We start from the raw sequence: 16,306 nt of genomic DNA, 5'->3' as shown, positions 1-16,306 counted from the left end.
CGCAACCGGAAACCGTTGCGTGTCTTCGCGTGTCTATCTCCTGAATCCGGTCGCGACGCCACTAGGCTGGCTGCGATCAAGAGGAGGGGCAGCGACGCATCGGCATGGGCCAGGGCGCGTTAACAGCGGACACTGAGCCGGGCGGGAGGCATCCCGCACCGGCGCCTTCTGCTCGGCGGACCCGGTGGGTTGCTCCGGTGCGACGTGTCGGTCGGCTGGCGATCTGGGATCAACCGGAACGGCGCAGCGGCATTCCCGCACTGGACGGGCTTCGCGCGATAGCGGTCGCGGTGGTGCTAGTCGGGCATGGCGGTATCCCCGGGGTGAGCGGCGGGTTCATCGGCGTCGACATCTTCTTCGTGCTCAGCGGCTTCCTGATCACCTCGTTGCTGCTCGATGAGCTGAGGCGCAGCGGCCGTATTGAGCTGACCGGCTTCTGGATTCGGCGTGCGCGCCGGCTGCTGCCCGCGCTGGTGTTGATGGTGATCACCGTGGGCGCGGCCCGCGAACTCCTTCCCTACCAGGCCCTGTCCGGGTTGCGGGACGACGCGGTCGCGGCGTTCCTGTGGATCGCGAATTGGCGGTTCGTGGCCCAGAAGACCGACTATTTCACGCAGGGCGCCCCGCCCTCACCGCTGCAGCACACCTGGTCGCTCGGGGTGGAGGAGCAGTACTACTTCGTGTGGCCGGTGCTGTTGATCGCTGTGACCCTGCTGTTGGCGGCGCGGGCCAGGCGTTACTTCATGCGGGCGACCGTGGGCGGGGTCCGCTTCGCCATCTTCGTGATCGCCACGCTGGGGGCGCTGGCTTCGGCCGCGGCGGCCATCGTCTTCGTCTCCGAGGGCACCCGTGACCGAATCTATTTCGGCACCGACACCCGCGCGCAGGCTTTGCTGGTCGGCTCCGCGGCGGCGGCTCTGCTGGTTCGGGACTGGCCCTCGTTGAACCGGGGCTGGTGCATGATCCGGACTCGGTGGGGGAGACGCGTCGCGCGGGCACTGCCGTTTGTCGGTGTGGCGGGTCTGGCGGCCGCCACGCATTACGCGACGGGCAATGTCGGTGAATTCCGCCACGGTCTGCTGATCGCGGTCGCGATCGCGGCCGTGTTGGTGGTCGCGCCGGTGGCGATGGAACAGCGCGGCCTCATCGCCCGCATCCTGGCCATGCCCCCATTGGTGTGGCTGGGCACCATTTCCTACGGCGTCTATCTGTGGCATTGGCCAATCTTCTTGGCGCTCAACGGGGAACGCACCGGCTGGGCCGGGGTGCCGCTGTTCGCCGCCCGGTGTGCCGCCACAGTCGCTGTGGCCGCCGCGTCGTGGTGGCTAATCGAGCAACCGATCCGGCGCTGGCGACCGGAGCGGGTGCCGTTGTTGCCGCTGGCGGCTGCCACCGTGGCCAGCGCCGCCGCTATCACCTTGTTGCTGGTTCCGGTGGGTACCGGGCCCGCGCTACGGGAAACCGGGTTGCCGCCGGGGGTGTCCTCGGTCGCGGCGGTGTCGCCGTCGCCGCCGGGCGTGGTTCGCCCGCGGCCTCGAGATCCCAACCGCCCGTTCACCGTTTCGGTGTTCGGCGATTCGATCGGCTGGACGTGGATGCATTATCTGCCGCCGACGCCCGGATTCGCTTTCCTCGACCACACCGTCATCGGCTGCAGCCTGGTGCGCGGCACGCCGTACCGGTATATCGGCCAGACGCTGGAGCAACGAGCGGAATGCGACACGTGGCCGACCCGATGGTCGACACAGGTCGGTCAGGACCAGCCCGACGTCGCCCTGCTCATCATCGGCCGTTGGGAGACCGTCGACAGGGTCAACGAGGGACAGTGGACCCACATCGGCGATCCGACCTTCGACGCGTACCTCAACGGCGAACTCGAGCGGGCGCTGAACATCGTGAGCGCCCCCGGTGTTCGAGTCGTCGTGGCGACCGTGCCCTACAGCCGCGGCGGCGAAAAGCCGGATGGCCGCCTCTACCCGGAGGACCAGCCGGACCGCGTCAATCAGTGGAACACGATGCTGCGCAACACGGTTAGCCGCCACCGCGGAGTCCAGATCCTCGACCTGAACAAGAAGCTGTGTCCGGACGGGGTTTACACCGGTAAGGTCGACGGAATCAAGGTGCGGAGCGACGGCGTGCACCTCACCCCGGAAGGCGTGAAGTGGCTGACGCCGTGGCTCGAGGAATCCTTGAGATAGGCGTTAATCGTTTGTGCGGCAACTGATTTCCATGCTGTCACTTTCGCGGACCTGGAAATTGAAGCTGGTGTAGCCCTTGGCAGGATTGCGCACGAGCTCGAGGTAGGGCCCGGTGTCCGCCGCGCTTGTGTTGTCGGCGACGATCAAAGCACCGGTGGGCAGGTGCGGTTCGAGCAGCTCGATTACCGGCAGGTACAGATCTTTCCAGCCGTCGAGCAGGACGAACCCGACCGGCCCGTCCAGGCCCTGCAACGTGGTGAGCGCATCGCCTTCGAGAATGGTGATGACCTCGTCCAGACCGGTCTCGGCGAACGTCTTCTTCGCGGCGGCGATCTTGGTGTCGCTGAGCTCTGTGGTGACCACTCGGCCGGTGCCGTTGTCGCGCACCGCGGCGGCCAGATGGACGGCCGAGATGCCGAACGACATCCCGAATTCGACCACCGTGGTCGGACGCGTCGCACGCACCAACGCGTATAGCAAGCGGCCGGCTTCGGGAGTCACCGGGATGTAGAACTCGCTCATCGCCTCGGCGCGTTCCGCGGTGGTCATCGGGCGATCGAACTGATCACGCCGCTCACGCAGTAGCGACATCTGGTTTTTCGATTCGGCGTACATCCGGTCGAGCACGGTCGCGACCCGAGGGTCCTGCAAAGTTGTGGCCATGCCCACGAGGGTAGGCCGTAAAAGTGTCCGGTTCGGTGCGCGTCGAGACTCCTACCAGTTGAGCGGCCCGCCTGGGGCCGACCGCAGCGAAGGACGAACATGAACACGACCGCGCGATCCAGCGTTATGACGCGGGCAGTCGTCGGCTTGGCGGCGACTCTGTTGGTATCTGGTGCCGTGTGTGTGGCGGGGCTTTCCGCAGGCACCGCGCACGCCCAGCCCGGCGCCACGCCGCTGGCCCAATGGTGCCCGGGGCAGCCGATACCCGGCCCGCATGGGCAGGCCGGGATCATCGGCGACTGGGACATGAACGCCTGCCACGAATGGCACTTTGCCTGGCATGACTTCCCGCCCGGGCCGAACGGCATGATCGAGCAGGGACCTATGCCACATGACCCCAGTTGCCCGCCCTGGGCCACGATCTTCAGCGGCCCGGCCCAGTGCGGCGGTCTGTAAACCGATCCCCTACCAATGCGATAACGAGTTTGACGCGCGGCGGGTCGCGGTGCCAGCATGTACGGGCAAGCACCTCGGTAGGTGAGGCGTCTGCACGGATACAGGCCACTGACCCCGAACGTCGAGAGACGCCCCGGGTCAGGACAGCTCTTCCCGGACCCAAGGGTTGAGCCCAAGTGGCTTCCGGTTCGATCCGGATACGCCGTGCAGTGCCAAAGCTCCGACGAGAGGGGTGCGACCGGCATTGTTGCGCCGGTCATTTCCTCTTTCGCTACCGATGTGATGACACCCGCGTGTGTCCCGGCCGTGAGGAGGTGAGGGCGAGATGAGTCCCGGCGAGAGTCCCTATCCGAAATACCTCTTGCCCCGACCCGGTTCCGGCATTCCTTTGTCCGCCTGAGCGCGTTCATGCCCGGATGCCATGAGCCGATCGGGCCTCCAGAAGGAGAACGATCATGGCTTTCGTTGTTACGCACCGTGTTACCGGCCGGAGCCGCGGGCACGGACGGGCGTTCCTGCGGTCGGCTCGGCTGCTGGCTGACAAGTTGCGCGCCCGCAGCGCGCTGACCCCACAGGAGCGGGCCAACCTGTACGTGTCACGGATGCCGATCGCGGTGGTCACCGCCTCGTTGGGCGGCCACCCCCCGATCGACAACCGGCGGTGATTCGTTCCATCGTGCGACCGGCGTCCCGCAACTACCGCGAATCGTTGGGCAGCAGAACGATTTTGCCGTGCGTATGCCGCTGCTCGAGCTCTTCGAAGGCATCGGCGACCCGGTCCAGCGGATAGGTCGCGGCGATGTCGAATTCAAGGGCGCCGGTAGCGACCAGGTGGGCGATTTCGGCGAGCACTTCCGGGGTCGACGCCTCCTGGCTGCCCTCGGTCTTGGCGCCGACTTCGCCCGCCTTCTGAAACGAGATGATGGTATCGATCCGCTCGGGCGCCACCCCGAGATCGACTGCGAGCTGGACGTAGTCCGGGCCGAACAAGTCGATGAACGCGTCGATTCCGTTCGGGGCCGCCTCTCGCAGCCGGTCGGCCAGGCCTTCCCCGTAGGTGACGGGGACGACGCCGTGTGCGCGCAGCCAGTCGGCGTTGTCGGGTCCCGCGATGCCGAGCACCCGCGCCCCGCGCAGAACCAGCAGTTGCACGACAAGGCTGCCGACCCCGCCCGCCGCCGCCGAAACGGCCACCGTCTCGCCCGGTTGGGGGGCGACGGCCCGGACGGCGGCATACGCCGTCACACCGACCACGTACAGCGAACCCGCGACCTCCCAACTCAATTCGGGAGGTTTGCGGATCAGTTGATTGACAGGAACCGCGGTGTGGGTGGCATGGCTGGATCGCCGGAAGCTGAAACCCAGCACCTCGTCGCCGACTTCGAACTCGGTGACTCCCGGCGCGACGGCGGTCACGACACCGGCAAGGTCGCTGCCCTCGCCGGACGGAAACGTGGCGGGGAACATCTCATGCATCGCCCCGACCCGGATGCCGGCCTCGCCGGGGTTGATGCCGGCCGCGCGAACTTCCACCACGACCTCGCCCGGTTCCGGCGTCGGCATGTCGATGTCCGCCACATACAACACATCGCGGCCCCCGTAACGGTCGAACCGTACGGCGCGCGCCGTCGCAGCCGTCATCTCGGTCTCCTTCGCCCAAACGCTTGCCCACGCCAGCATAGGCCGCGGACTCTCCGGCCCCGTCGGAGAAATTTGCGCGTATGTTCGTATGCGCTGGTGTTGTGCCGTCAGCGGATTGGCAGGGAAGGAAAGTCCATGGAGCTTGCTCGGACTACTGTCGCCGGCTTGAGCGTCGCCGCCCTTGCGGTGGGCACCGCGCTTACCGGCTGCGCCAACAACAAGACTTCGGCGCCGTCGTCGTCGAGCACCGCGGCGCCGTCGACCGCGGTGACTGGCCCATCGCCCGGACAGACCACCGATTACAGCGGGCTGCTGATCAAGCCGAGCGACATCGGCCCAGACCTCACCACGCCCCAACCCCCCGTGCTGAATCCCAACAATGCGCCCGGGGTTGCGCAGCTGTTCGCCAATGCCGACAACAGCCGCCGAATTGGGGACACCATCTTGATCGTCGCCGATCCTCAGACGGCGGCGTCCGGCATCGAGAACACCAAAGCGAACTACGCGGGCAAGGTCAGCGGCACGTGGCAGCCGGTCGACGTGGGATCCAACGGGGCAATGATCTCCGGGACATCGCCGGACAACTCCCAGGCGGTGACGGTGCTGTTGTTCAGCGAGGGTAAGGCGCTGGTCAACCTGGAATTCGACAGTGCGCCCAACGATCCCATCGATCCGGGCATGGCGACCGACATCGGCCGCAAGCAAGATGCCGCGATCAAGAGCGGGCTGCCGCCCAGCTGAGGTTGGTGGCTAGAAGCCGCAATCGCGCGGAATGTCTTTGCCCGCAGCGATGTTGGGGCAGCTAGGCGATGACCTCGACCGGATCGCCGACGTTCACCTGGTTGAAGTACCACGCGGCGTTGTCAGGGCTCAGGTTGATGCATCCGTGACTGACGTTCGCATGGCCCTGCGAGTCAACCGACCAGGGGGCCGAGTGCACGTAGACGCCGCTGTTGGTGATGCGGACCGCGTACGACGCGATGATGTTGTATCCCTCGGGCGAACTCAGCGGGATACCGATGGTCCGCGAGTCCATCCGCACGGTGCGCTCCTTGGACAGCGCGGTGAAATTGCCGATCGGTGTCGGGCGGGTGGGCTTCCCCATGGATGCCGGCATCGTGCGAAGCACCTCGCCGTTTCGGCTGACGGTGAACGTGTGCTCGGACACGCTGGCAACACCGAGTAGCGCGTCACCGGTGTCAAAACCGGTCGTCAGGGCCTGCACACCCACCGAGACGTGGCTGTGGGCGGGCCAATAGTGGTTCGGAACCCACTGCACGACGTTGTTGTCGACCCACTCGAAGTGTCCCGGCACGTTGCTCGGCGAGCTGACGTGGATGGTCCGTTCGGCGCCAACGCGATCGGTGACGGGCGCAGTGAACGTCACCACTACCGGGTGCGCCACGCCCACCACCGCACCATCGGCCGGCAAAACGGCCGCGACCGCGGGAATCGGTTGGGGTAGCGGGACGGCGGCCACGCCGCGGGCGGCGCTCCCCAGCACGCCCATGCCGGCGATCGCTACCATAACGAACAGATAACGAACCATACGACGCATGGCGTCCACCCTTCGAGATGGTGCGATCAACACAACGGTATTCTACTGACTATCTACCCTTTACGGGTTTTAGCAAACATACACATCGCCGCCGGGCACGTGGCGATAACGACCCGATTACCCGTTGAGTTCGATTCCGTCACGACGGAGCGGGCCTGCCGGCAAACGATCGCTACACGCCTCCGTTGGCAGGCTCGGAGGCCGACCCGAGGCGCCGATGCCGGTCGGCGGCGCGCCCGCGGCGGGGACGTCCGCGCGAAAGTGAGTTCAGCACACCGGTTTCCGCCGGCAGCAGCCCCCAGACCCGGCGTCGAAACGTCGAATTACTGCCGAGACACGTGATTGGCTGCGTGCTGGCGAGGCGTTAGCCTCGGCGATAGCGGTGCGGTGAAGGCCGAGGAGGTGCCGGTGCTCTTCCGTCAGCTGGAGTACTTTGTCGCGGTCGCTCAGGAACGCCACTTCGCCCGGGCCGCCGAGAAATGCTATGTGTCGCAACCCGCGCTGTCCGCCGCGATCGCCAAGCTGGAACGCGAGCTGAACGTGACCCTGATCAACCGCGGGCACAGCTTCGAGGGCCTCACGCCCGAAGGTGAGCGATTGGTCGTGTGGGCCAAGCGGATTCTCGCCGAGCACGATGCTTTCAAGGCCGAGGTGGACGCCGTGCGGTCCGGGATCACCGGCACGCTTCGGCTGGGTACGGTTCCCACCGCCTCGACTACGGCGTCGCTGGTGCTCTCGGCGTTCTGCTCCGCGCATCCGTTGGCGAAGGTGCAGATCAGTTCCCGCCTGGCCGCCGCGGAGCTGTACCGGCGGCTGCGCGAGTTCGAGCTGGACGCCGCCATCGTGCACTCCGCGCCTGAAGACGCTCACGACGTGGACCTGGTGCCGCTCTACCAGGAGCGCTACGTGTTGCTGTCGTCGGCGGACATGTTGCCCTCGGGCGCGGCGACGCTGGCGTGGCCCGACGCCGCCCAGTTGCCGCTCGCCTTGCTCACCCCCGACATGCGGGATCGCCAGATCATCGACGAAGCCTTCGCGGGCCACGGCATCACGGTGACGCCGCAAGTCGAGACCGATTCCGTCGCATCGTTATTCGCGCAAGTCGCCAGTGGCAATTGGGCGTGCATCGTCCCGCACACGTGGTTGTGGACGTCGCCGCTGGCGGCGGGGATTCGTGCGGTCGAAATGGTCGATCCGGTGCTGAAAGCAGAGATCGCGTTGGCCACCAACTCCGCAGGACCGGGATCACCGGTCGCCCGCGCGCTCATCGCGTCCGCGCAACAACTTGCGCTGGACGAGTTTTTCGACACGCAGCTGCTCGGAATCACGCGTCGGCGCTGACCGCCGCGCTGGTCGGGTTGAGGCTCGCGAGATGACCGCTTTCCACCCCCGCCGCCGGGTCGAGTGCGCAGTCGATGATCGAGGGGCTGTTCGAGGCGAGCGCCTCGGTCAGCGCCGACCATAACTCCGATGGCGTGGTGACGTGATATCCCTTGCCGCCGAACGCCTCTGCGATCAACCCGTGCCGCGCGCCGGCATTCAGCACCGTCGGCGCCGGGTCGTTCCCCCTCGGCGCTTCGTCGCCGCGGTACACGCCGCCGTTGTTGAGGATGACGACCGTCACCGGCAGCCGATACCGGCAGAGGGTCTCGACTTCCATCCCGGAGAAGCCGAAGGCGCTGTCGCCCTCGATCGCGACAACGGGCTTGCCGGTTTCGACCGCGGCGGCGATGGCGTAGCCCATGCCGATACCCATCACGCCCCAGGTTCCGGTGTCGAGCCGGTGTCGCGGCAGCTGCATGTCGATGACGTTGCGGGCCAGGTCGAGCGCGTTAGCGCCCTCGTTGACCACATAGACGTCCGGGTTTTCCTGCAGCACAGAGCGAATGGCGCCGAGCGCGTTGTAGAACCGCATCGGGTGCGAGTCTTCTGCCAGGCGCTGGCGCATCTTCTGGTCGTTGCGCGTTTTGCGATCGGCTAACTCGTCGGTCCACTCCGCGGGTGCTGCGATTCGATGGGCGCCGAGGCCGTCGCGCAGCGCCGACATCACCGACCCGATGTCGCCGGCCAGCGGTGCCACGATCGGCTGGTTGCTGTCGAACTCCGATGCCGCGATGTCGACTTGGATGAATGCGGCATCGGCGGACCATTGCGGCGAGTCTCCGTGGCCGAGAAGCCAATTGAGCCGCGCGCCGACCAGCAACACCGCGTCCGCGCGGGCGATCGCCAGCGAGCGCGCGGCCGCGGCGGACTGCGGGTGGGAGTCCGGCAGCAGTCCCTTGGCCATCGACATCGGCAGGAACGGGATTCCGGTGGTCTCGACAAATTCCCGAATGACGGTGTCCGCCTGCGCATACGCCGCGCCCTTACCGAGCACGATTAGCGGCCGCTGCGCCCGTGCGAGTACGTCGAGGGCACGATCGACCGCCTCCGGCGCCGGCAGCTGGCGCGGAGCGGGGTCGACGACCCGCCAGATCGTTTTCGCCGCGGCGGAGGCGTCCATGGCCTGGCCCAGGATCTCGCCGGGAATGTCGAGGTAGACCCCGCCCGGGCGGCCGGAGATCGCGGTTCGGATCGCGCGCGCGACGCCGCGGCCGATGTCCTCGATACGGCCGATTCGATACGCCGCCTTCGCGAAAGGCCTTGCGGCATTGAGTTGATCGAGGTCCTGATAGTCACCGCGCCGCAAATCCACCGCCGCGCGATTGCTCGACCCCGAGATCTGGATCATCGGAAAGCAATTCGTCGTGGCGTTGGCCAGCGCGGGCAGGCCGTTGAGGAAGCCGGGCCCGGACGTCGTGAGGCAGACACCGGGTCGCCGGGTGAGAAACCCGGCGGCGGCGGCCGCGTTGCCCGCCGAGGCCTCCTGCCGAAAGCCGATGTAGCGGATGCCCGACGCCTGCGCGGTGCGGGCGAGGTCGGTGATTGGGATGCCGACGATTCCGTAGACGGTGTCGACGTCGTTGGCCTTGAGCGCGTCCACCACGAGGTGGAAGCCGTCGGTCAAGCTCGTCGATTGCGGCCCTTCGCCGGGAGATCCCGAAACGGTACTCATGCTGGCGGCTCCTCTGCCTCGCGAATGCGTTGTCACCACTGTGGTCCGGGAGCCCGTCCGGTGTCCAAGACCAAGCCGCTATGCAGCGATTCACGCCGCTTATCGACCCTGCCGGCGCCGATTCGATAGCTCCCGATTATCGATTGTCAGCTGATCGGTATTGGACGAACGGGGTGCGGCTGGGCATGGTGCCAATATGTCCGATGAATCCGCGAGCCCGCGCATCGCCGATCTGGTCGAGGTCGCCGCGTCCCGGCGGCCGGACGCTCCCGCGCTGGTTGTCACCGCCGAGCGGATACCGATCAGCTACCGCGACCTGACACGACTGGTCGATGACCTGGCCGAGCGGTTGCGGCACGCCGGCGTGACGCGGGGCGACCGGATAGCGCTGCGCGCCGCCAGCAACACCGAGTTCGTCGTCGGCTTGTTGGCCGCCTCGCGGGCGGAACTGGTCGCCGTCCCGTTGGACCCGGCGTTGCCCGCCGGTGAGCAGCGCGTCCGATGCGCCGCCGCCGGCGCCGCGGTCGTCCTCGTCGATGACCCCGGCGGTCAGGGCGAAAGGGACGACCCTGAGTTGCGGTGGTGGCCGATCGCCGTGTCCACACACGCAGGCACCGTCGCGGTGACCCTGGACGCCGCCGCGCCGCCGAACCGCGGCGTGTCCAAGCCCGAGGGGCTCCGAGACGACGACGCGATGATCATGTTCACCGGCGGCACTACCGGCGCGCCGAAGATGGTCCCCTGGACCCGCGGCAACATCGCCGCGTCGGTGCGCGCCATCGTCGCCGGCTACCGGCTGGGCCCGCAGGACGCGACGGTCGCGGTGATGCCGCTTTACCACGGCCACGGGCTGCTGGCAGCCCTGCTGTCGACCCTGGCATCGGGGGGCACGGTGGTGCTGCCCGCCCGCGGGCGGTTCTCGGCACACACGTTCTGGGACGACATCGACGCCGTCCGGGCCACCTGGTACACGGCGGTCCCGACGATTCACCAGATCCTGTTGGAGCGCGCCGCGACCGAGCGGTCGGGAAACAAGCGAGTCGCGTTGCGCTTCATCCGCAGCTGCAGTGCCCCGCTCACCCCGGAAACGGCGCGAGCGCTGCAGGCGGAGTTCTCGGCGCCCGTGGTGTGCGCTTTCGGTATGACCGAGGCCACCCACCAGGTGGCCACCACGGGCATCGACGACATCGAAAACCCGGCGGCGACAACGGGTCTCGTCGGTAGGTCGACCGGACCGGAGATCCGGATCAGTGGGTCCGACGGCCGGCCCGAGCCCGCCGAAGCCGTGGGGGAGGTGTGGCTGCGCGGCCCCACGGTGGTGCGCGGCTACCTCGGCGATCCGGCCATCACCGCCGCCAACTTCACCGACGGATGGCTGCGTACCGGTGATCTCGGATCGGTTTCGGCGGCGGGCGATTTGATCATTCGTGGCCGGATCAAGGAACTCATCAACCGGGGCGGGGAGAAGATCTCCCCGGAGCGTGTCGAGGGCGTGCTGGCGAGCCATCCCGACGTCATGGAGGTGGCCGTGTTCGGCGTTCCGGACAAGCTGTATGGGGAGAAGGTGGCCGCGGTGATCGTCCCCCGGGAGTCGGCTTCGCCGACACCGGAGGGATTAGCCGACTTCTGCCGGGATCGGTTGGCGCCCTTCGAGATTCCCGCGGAGTTTCAGGAGGCGAGTCAACTGCCGCACACCGCGAAGGGCTCGCTCGACCGCCGCGCCGTCGCCGAGCAGTTCGGCCCCAAGGTGTGAGCCGCCGCGACGGTTCCCCACGCGGCCCGCGCACCCGATTCGCCGACCCGGTAGCTCTGCACCAGCGTCGCCACGGCGGCGGCGATTACCAGGAGTCCCACGACGGTGTGCACACCGAGGTTCACGCTGCGCCCCCGTGCTTGGCGGATGTGCACCGCGGCCAGCACGATGACGGTGGCCACCAGCGCCCCCACGAGGTAGACGAGCGTTTCGCCGAGATCCTGGTGGTTCTTGATCGCGGGAGACGGACCGAGCTTGTCGCGTAGCCACGCACCCGAGTTGGTGGTGACGGGCGTCAGGACGAGGGTCACCAGGGCCAGCAACAGAACCAGCCAGATCAGCCGCCGCCGCGCGGCGGGCCACAGCGCGCAGAGGATCGCCAGGATCGCCGCCAGCGGAGCCAGCACGACAACGAAATGGTTGAACAGGATGTGTGCGGGGAGTCCGTTGACCGTCGACATGAAGATCAGGCCGACGTCTTCACCCTGGCGGCCGCGGACTCCGGCATGGGCTCGTAGCGGGCAAACGACCGAGTGAACGACGCGGCCCCGTGGGCCAGTGAGCGCAGGTCGATCGCATACCGCGTCAGCTCGACCTGAGGCACCTCGGCCCGCACCACGGTGCGTTCGTGACCGGCGGTCTCGGTACCCAGCACACGGCCGCGACGACTCGAGAGGTCCCCCAGCACCGCACCGACGAAGTCGTCGGGCACCAGCACCGAGATCTCGTCGATGGGCTCGAGCAGGGTCACCTTCGTCGCCGCGGCCGCCTCCCGCAGCGCCAGCGCACCCGCCGCCTGGAACGCGAAGTCCGAGGAATCCACGCTGTGGGCCTTGCCGTCGAACAGCGTGACGCGGATGTCCACCACCGGATAACCGGCGTGCACGCCCTTTTCCATCTGCGCGCGGACGCCCTTCTCCACGCTCGGGATGAAGTTGCGGGGCACCGCCCCGCCCACCACCTTGTCGACGAACTCGAACCCGGAGCCCTCCGGCAGCGGCTCCACCTCGATGTCGCACACCGCGTACTGGCCGTGTCCGCCGGATTGCTTGATGTGACGGCCGTGGCCTTTTGCCTTGCCGCTGAAGGTTTCTCGCAACGGCACCCGGAGCTCCACCGTATCAACCGTCACGCCGTAACGGTTGGACAGCGCGTCGAGGACGACGCCGGCGTGGGCTTCACCCATGCACCAGAGCACGATCTGGTGTGTTTCCTGGTTCTGCTCGATGCGCAGCGCCGGGTCTTCGGCGGCCAACCGTCCCAGCCCCACCGACAGTTTGTCCTCATCGGTTTTGGCGTGCGCCTGAATCGCAACCGGCAGCAGCGGCTCGGGCATCGTCCAGGGCCTCAGCACCAGGGGTTCGGACTTGTCCGAGAGCGTGTCGCCGGTTTCGGCGCGGCTCAGCTTGCCGATCGCGCAGATGTCGCCCGCCACGACGGCGGGCGCGCTGCGCTGCTGCTTGCCGAGCGGGAACGACAGAACCCCGATGCGTTCGTCCTCGTCATGGTCGGGGTGCGAATGCCCGTTCCCGTTGGCGCCGCCGAAGAACGACGCAAAATGGCCCGACACGTGAACCGTCGCGTCGGGCCTGATGGTCCCGGAGAACACCCGGACCAGGCTGACCCGGCCGACGTAGGGGTCCGACGTCGTCTTCACCACCTCTGCCAGCAGGGGCGCGTCGGCGTCACAGGCCAGCTGGGCGTGCGGGGCGCCCTGTGGCGTAAAGACCTCCGGTAGTGGGTGTTCCATCGGAGACGGGAATCCGCGGGTGGCGATCTCCAGCAATTCCAGGGTGCCGACGCCGGTGCCGCTGCAGACCGGGATGACCGGGAAGAACGAACCCCGGGCGACGGCCCGCTCCAGGTCCTCGATCAGGACCGACTCGTCGATCGTCTCGCCGCCGAGATAGCGGTCCATCAGCGACTCGTCCTCGGACTCCTCGATGATTCCCTCGATCAGGGTGCCGCGCGCCTCCTCGATCCGGTCGGCGTCCGACTCGTCCGGCGATTGCGTGGTCCGTTTGCCGTCGTCGTACTTGTAATACGTCTGCGACAGCAACCCGATCAGACCGCTGCAGCTGGGCAGCTCGGTCGGCAGGTAGAGCGGTAATACCTTGTCCCCGAACGCGTTTTGCGCCGCGGCCAGCGCCTCCTGGTAGTTCGCCCGGGCGTGGTCGAGCTTGGTGATCACCACCGCGCGGGGCATGCCGACCTGGTCGCACTCCTGCCACAGCGACTTGGTCGGCTCGTCGACGCCCTCGTTCGCCGCGATCACGAACAGCGCGCAATCCGCGGCCCGCAGCCCGGCCCGCAGTTCACCCACGAAATCGGCATATCCGGGTGTGTCCACCAGATTGACCTTGATGCCGTCGTGCGACAGCGACGCCACCGCGACGCCGACCGAGCGCTGCTGGCGGATCTCCGCGTCGTCGTAGTCGCAGACCGTCGTGCCATCCACCACCGAGCCCGCCCGGGTCAACACCCCGGAGGCCACCAGCAGGGCCTCGACCAAGGTGGTCTTGCCGCCGCCCGACGGCCCCACCAGCACCACGTTGCGCACATCGCGTGGACTGTTCGCGGTGGGAGCGGCTCCCGCCCCCTGGGAAGCGCTCGCCTTTTCCGCCATGACTTTCCTCCGGTTCCGCTGGCTCGCTTGGCTCGGCCCATCGGGGTCGCTGTCGCGTAAGCAACTTTTCCCCCAACTGCCGCCCAACACAAGGCCGCCGGCCGGTCACAATCGGGTCGGCGGCGCTAACCGCGCGGGAGCGGCCGGCCGTGCCGGTGCCGCCCGCTCAGGCGTGCCAGCTCGCCCAGCGGCGCACGGTGACCGTAATGACCGGACCGTTCAGCGAAACGGATTGGTACTGAGGGTATTTCGCGCGCAGCAGCCGATACCCCGTGCGCATCGCCGGCCCGTCGGAATGAATCGCGGCCACACCGTCGGCGCGGACCCACCACAGCCGCGTCCAATCATCGGCGTAGTGGTCGACGAGCAGGCTGACCTGTGGATTGCTTTCGATGTTGGCCAAACGGCGCAGCCGCTGCGTCGTTTTCGGTTTCGCATCCACCGCGGTGTAGACGACGTCACGGTCGTCGTCGAGGGCGAACACCACCGGCACCAGGTGAGGTCTGCCGTCGGGTGAGACCGTGGCCAGCCGGGCTACCGGGGACTGTGTGAATCTGACCGTCGGGTCGAATTCGCCCACGACGCCAGCTTAGAAGTCAGCTTAGGAGCTGGGCTAGGTTAGCCGCATGCTGGCGGAGACGCAGATCACCAACCTCCTGTATCGCTACGCCGAATGCATCGACAGTGGCGACCTGGCCGGGGCGGCCGAGCTGTTCGGGCACGCCCGCATCCGGGTCGCCGCCGAGGAGACGGTCGACGCTTCGCAGCTGCTGAAGATATGGAAGTCACTGATCGTCCTGCACGCCGACGGGACGCCCCGAACCAAGCACCTGACCACCAATCCGATCATCGAGGTCGACGAGGAGGCCGGTACCGCGAGTTGCCGCAGCTACTACACGGTGCTGCAGCAGACCGACGAGACCCCGCTGCAGACGATCGTCGCCGGCCGCTACCACGACCGCTTCGAACGCGTCGACGGCCGCTGGAGGTTCTCGTTCCGCGACCTGACCATGATCGACATGATCGGCGATGTCAGCCGCCATCTCGCCCATCCCATTTCCCCGGCTCAACGCGACTGATCGCGATCGGAGGTCGGCAAAGATCCCGGACTTGCCCATGCCCCGCATAGCTACCTGCACTACGGTTGTACGGAGCAATTAATGCCGCCCAGACCCGGAGCCTGGGCTGATTCGGGTTCTTACCGCGACGCAGGAGGTACGGGGATGAGCAAAGGGCACCGCCGCCCAGTCTGGTGGACATGGCTAGTCAGCGTGCTGGCTGTGGCCGGCCTGAGCCTGGGCCTGACGACGGTGCCGGCGACCGCCGCCCCATCCGGGCCGTCCATCGCGCTCGACCGATTCGCCGACCGGCCCCTGATACCGCTTGACCCCTCGGCGATGGTCGGCCAGGTCGGGCCGCAGGTGGTCGACATCAGCACCAAGTTCGGCTACAACAACGCCGTCGGCGCCGGAACCGGCATAGTCATCGATCCGGGCGGTGTCGTGCTGACCAACAATCACGTGATCTCGGGTGCCACCGATATCAGCGCGTTCGCCGTGGGCAACGGCCAGACCTACGGCGTCGATGTGGTGGGCTACAGCCGAAGTGCCGACGTCGCGGTCCTGCAACTGCGCGGCGGGGGTGGCCTGCCCAGCGCCGCGATCGGCGGCGGCGTCGGGGTCGGAGAGCCGGTCGTGGCGCTCGGCAACGCCGGCGGCCAGGGCGGGACGCCCAGCGCGGTGAGCGGCAAGGTCATCGCGCTCAACCAGACGGTCTCGGCGACCGACACGTTGACCGGAGCCGACGAGACGCTGGGAGGCCTGATCCAGGCCGACGCCCCGATCCGGCCCGGCGACTCCGGCGGCCCGATGGTCAACAACAGCGGTCAAGTGATCGGCATGAACACCGCGGCCACCGACAGCTACAAGATGTCCAAGGGGCAGGGCTTCGCCATTCCGATCGGTACCGCGATGGCGGTCGCCGGGCAGATCCGGTCGGGCGCCGGGTCGAACACGGTCCACATCGGGCCGACGGCCTTCCTTGGCTTGGGCGTGATGGACAACGGTGGCAATGGTGCGCGGGTCGAACGCGTGGTCAACACCGGGCCCGCGGCGGCGGCCGGGATCGCACCGGGCGACGTCATCACCGGCGTCGACAACACCGCGATCAACGGGGCCACCGCGATGACGGAAGTGCTCGTTCCCCATCACCCGGGCGACACCATCGTCGTGCACCTGCGCGGAAACGGCGGTGACCGCACCGCGAACGTGACATTGGCGGAGGGACCTCCGGCCTGACCCCCGCGCGGATACCGCCACGCGGCTCGCTAATTCGCTTGCCGCCAGGGAAGTTTCCC

The 16,306-nt window shown here is 67.6% G+C and carries 15 protein-coding genes and 1 riboswitch; of the genes, 8 read left to right on the top strand and 7 right to left on the bottom strand.

Going from position 1 to position 16,306, the window contains the following annotated elements; genetic code table 11:
• Positions 1–104 precede the first annotated feature (104 nt).
• Positions 105–2,198 (top strand): acyltransferase family protein, encoded by a 2,094-nt coding sequence (locus tag ACQI5H_RS07400; RefSeq protein ID WP_427078742.1) that lies wholly within the window; start codon positions 105–107, stop codon positions 2,196–2,198.
• Positions 2,199–2,201: 3 nt separating this feature from the next.
• Here the strand turns inward: ACQI5H_RS07400 and ACQI5H_RS07395 are convergent, their stop codons facing one another.
• Positions 2,202–2,861, bottom strand: a complete 660-nt coding sequence (locus tag ACQI5H_RS07395; protein WP_427078741.1) for a class I SAM-dependent methyltransferase — start codon at positions 2,859–2,861, stop codon at positions 2,202–2,204.
• A gap of 99 nt (positions 2,862–2,960) precedes the next feature.
• Here ACQI5H_RS07395 and ACQI5H_RS07390 point away from each other — a divergent pair, with 99 nt between their 5' ends.
• Positions 2,961–3,317 carry a hypothetical protein gene (locus tag ACQI5H_RS07390; protein WP_427078740.1) on the top strand — a complete coding sequence of 119 codons (357 nt, stop codon included), beginning with the start codon at positions 2,961–2,963 and terminating at the stop codon, positions 3,315–3,317.
• A 66-nt stretch (positions 3,318–3,383) separates the two neighbouring features.
• A riboswitch (M-box (ykoK) riboswitch) is annotated at positions 3,384–3,556 on the top strand.
• 216 nt (positions 3,557–3,772) lie between these two features.
• Positions 3,773–3,982 (top strand): hypothetical protein, encoded by a 210-nt coding sequence (locus ACQI5H_RS07385; RefSeq protein ID WP_427078874.1) that lies wholly within the window; start codon positions 3,773–3,775, stop codon positions 3,980–3,982.
• Positions 3,983–4,013: 31 nt separating this feature from the next.
• Here ACQI5H_RS07385 and ACQI5H_RS07380 read toward each other — a convergent pair whose 3' ends face one another.
• Entirely contained in the window at positions 4,014–4,958 is a 945-nt protein-coding gene (locus ACQI5H_RS07380; protein ID WP_427078739.1) for an NADP-dependent oxidoreductase, read from the bottom strand.
• A 135-nt stretch (positions 4,959–5,093) separates the two neighbouring features.
• Here ACQI5H_RS07380 and ACQI5H_RS07375 point away from each other — a divergent pair, with 135 nt between their 5' ends.
• The gene (locus ACQI5H_RS07375) at positions 5,094–5,699 is read left to right on the top strand and encodes a hypothetical protein (protein ID WP_427078738.1); all 606 of its coding nucleotides are present in this window, start codon (positions 5,094–5,096) and stop codon (positions 5,697–5,699) included.
• A 61-nt stretch (positions 5,700–5,760) separates the two neighbouring features.
• Here the strand turns inward: ACQI5H_RS07375 and ACQI5H_RS07370 are convergent, their stop codons facing one another.
• Positions 5,761–6,516, bottom strand: a complete 756-nt coding sequence (locus ACQI5H_RS07370; RefSeq protein ID WP_427078737.1) for a L,D-transpeptidase — start codon at positions 6,514–6,516, stop codon at positions 5,761–5,763.
• 408 nt (positions 6,517–6,924) lie between these two features.
• Between ACQI5H_RS07370 and ACQI5H_RS07365 the strand changes: the two genes are divergently transcribed.
• Positions 6,925–7,857 (top strand): LysR family transcriptional regulator, encoded by a 933-nt coding sequence (locus tag ACQI5H_RS07365; protein ID WP_427078866.1) that lies wholly within the window; start codon positions 6,925–6,927, stop codon positions 7,855–7,857.
• Here ACQI5H_RS07365 and oxc read toward each other — a convergent pair.
• Positions 7,841–9,571 (bottom strand): oxalyl-CoA decarboxylase, encoded by a 1,731-nt coding sequence (gene oxc / locus ACQI5H_RS07360; protein ID WP_427078736.1) that lies wholly within the window; start codon positions 9,569–9,571, stop codon positions 7,841–7,843. The genes ACQI5H_RS07365 and oxc overlap by 17 nt on opposite strands.
• A gap of 196 nt (positions 9,572–9,767) precedes the next feature.
• Here oxc and ACQI5H_RS07355 point away from each other — a divergent pair, with 196 nt between their 5' ends.
• Positions 9,768–11,324, top strand: coding sequence for a FadD7 family fatty acid--CoA ligase (locus ACQI5H_RS07355; RefSeq protein WP_427078735.1), 1,557 nt, complete (start codon positions 9,768–9,770; stop codon positions 11,322–11,324).
• Here the strand turns inward: ACQI5H_RS07355 and ACQI5H_RS07350 are convergent.
• The 3 genes from ACQI5H_RS07350 to ACQI5H_RS07340 form a co-directional block, all read right to left on the bottom strand.
• Entirely contained in the window at positions 11,252–11,785 is a 534-nt protein-coding gene (locus ACQI5H_RS07350) for a DUF2231 domain-containing protein (RefSeq protein WP_427078734.1), read from the bottom strand. The genes ACQI5H_RS07355 and ACQI5H_RS07350 overlap by 73 nt on opposite strands.
• Before the next feature lie 5 nt (positions 11,786–11,790).
• Complete coding sequence (locus ACQI5H_RS07345) at positions 11,791–13,950, bottom strand: elongation factor G-like protein EF-G2 (protein WP_427078733.1); 2,160 nt, start codon at positions 13,948–13,950, stop codon at positions 11,791–11,793.
• A gap of 166 nt (positions 13,951–14,116) precedes the next feature.
• On the bottom strand, positions 14,117–14,530 hold the full coding sequence (locus ACQI5H_RS07340; RefSeq protein WP_427078732.1) for a TIGR03668 family PPOX class F420-dependent oxidoreductase: 414 nt from the start codon (positions 14,528–14,530) through the stop codon (positions 14,117–14,119).
• Positions 14,531–14,576: 46 nt separating this feature from the next.
• Here ACQI5H_RS07340 and ACQI5H_RS07335 point away from each other — a divergent pair, with 46 nt between their 5' ends.
• Positions 14,577–15,029 carry a nuclear transport factor 2 family protein gene (locus ACQI5H_RS07335; protein WP_427078731.1) on the top strand — a complete coding sequence of 151 codons (453 nt, stop codon included), beginning with the start codon at positions 14,577–14,579 and terminating at the stop codon, positions 15,027–15,029.
• A 144-nt stretch (positions 15,030–15,173) separates the two neighbouring features.
• Entirely contained in the window at positions 15,174–16,247 is a 1,074-nt protein-coding gene (locus ACQI5H_RS07330; RefSeq protein ID WP_427078730.1) for a S1C family serine protease, read from the top strand.
• The last annotated feature ends 59 nt before the right edge of the window (positions 16,248–16,306 follow it).

It is taken from the genome of Mycobacterium heidelbergense (assembly GCF_050205645.1).
GTDB lineage: Bacteria > Actinomycetota > Actinomycetes > Mycobacteriales > Mycobacteriaceae > Mycobacterium > Mycobacterium heidelbergense_A.
This window is presented reverse-complemented; position numbering and strand designations above follow the sequence as displayed.

Excerpts from the sequence above, each read along its gene's own strand:
- ACQI5H_RS07400 (WP_427078742.1), top strand. The coding sequence starts at position 105 with ATGGGCCAGGGCGCGTTAACAGCGGACACTGAGCCGGGCGGGAGGCAT.
- ACQI5H_RS07395 (WP_427078741.1), bottom strand. The coding sequence starts at position 2,861 with ATGGCCACAACTTTGCAGGACCCTCGGGTCGCGACCGTGCTCGACCGG.
- ACQI5H_RS07390 (WP_427078740.1), top strand. The coding sequence starts at position 2,961 with ATGAACACGACCGCGCGATCCAGCGTTATGACGCGGGCAGTCGTCGGC.
- ACQI5H_RS07385 (WP_427078874.1), top strand. The coding sequence starts at position 3,773 with ATGGCTTTCGTTGTTACGCACCGTGTTACCGGCCGGAGCCGCGGGCAC.
- ACQI5H_RS07380 (WP_427078739.1), bottom strand. The coding sequence starts at position 4,958 with ATGACGGCTGCGACGGCGCGCGCCGTACGGTTCGACCGTTACGGGGGC.
- ACQI5H_RS07375 (WP_427078738.1), top strand. The coding sequence starts at position 5,094 with ATGGAGCTTGCTCGGACTACTGTCGCCGGCTTGAGCGTCGCCGCCCTT.
- ACQI5H_RS07370 (WP_427078737.1), bottom strand. The coding sequence starts at position 6,516 with ATGCGTCGTATGGTTCGTTATCTGTTCGTTATGGTAGCGATCGCCGGC.
- oxc (WP_427078736.1), bottom strand. The coding sequence starts at position 9,571 with ATGAGTACCGTTTCGGGATCTCCCGGCGAAGGGCCGCAATCGACGAGC.
- ACQI5H_RS07355 (WP_427078735.1), top strand. The coding sequence starts at position 9,768 with ATGTCCGATGAATCCGCGAGCCCGCGCATCGCCGATCTGGTCGAGGTC.
- ACQI5H_RS07350 (WP_427078734.1), bottom strand. The coding sequence starts at position 11,785 with ATGTCGACGGTCAACGGACTCCCCGCACACATCCTGTTCAACCATTTC.
- ACQI5H_RS07345 (WP_427078733.1), bottom strand. The coding sequence starts at position 13,950 with ATGGCGGAAAAGGCGAGCGCTTCCCAGGGGGCGGGAGCCGCTCCCACC.
- ACQI5H_RS07335 (WP_427078731.1), top strand. The coding sequence starts at position 14,577 with ATGCTGGCGGAGACGCAGATCACCAACCTCCTGTATCGCTACGCCGAA.
- ACQI5H_RS07330 (WP_427078730.1), top strand. The coding sequence starts at position 15,174 with ATGAGCAAAGGGCACCGCCGCCCAGTCTGGTGGACATGGCTAGTCAGC.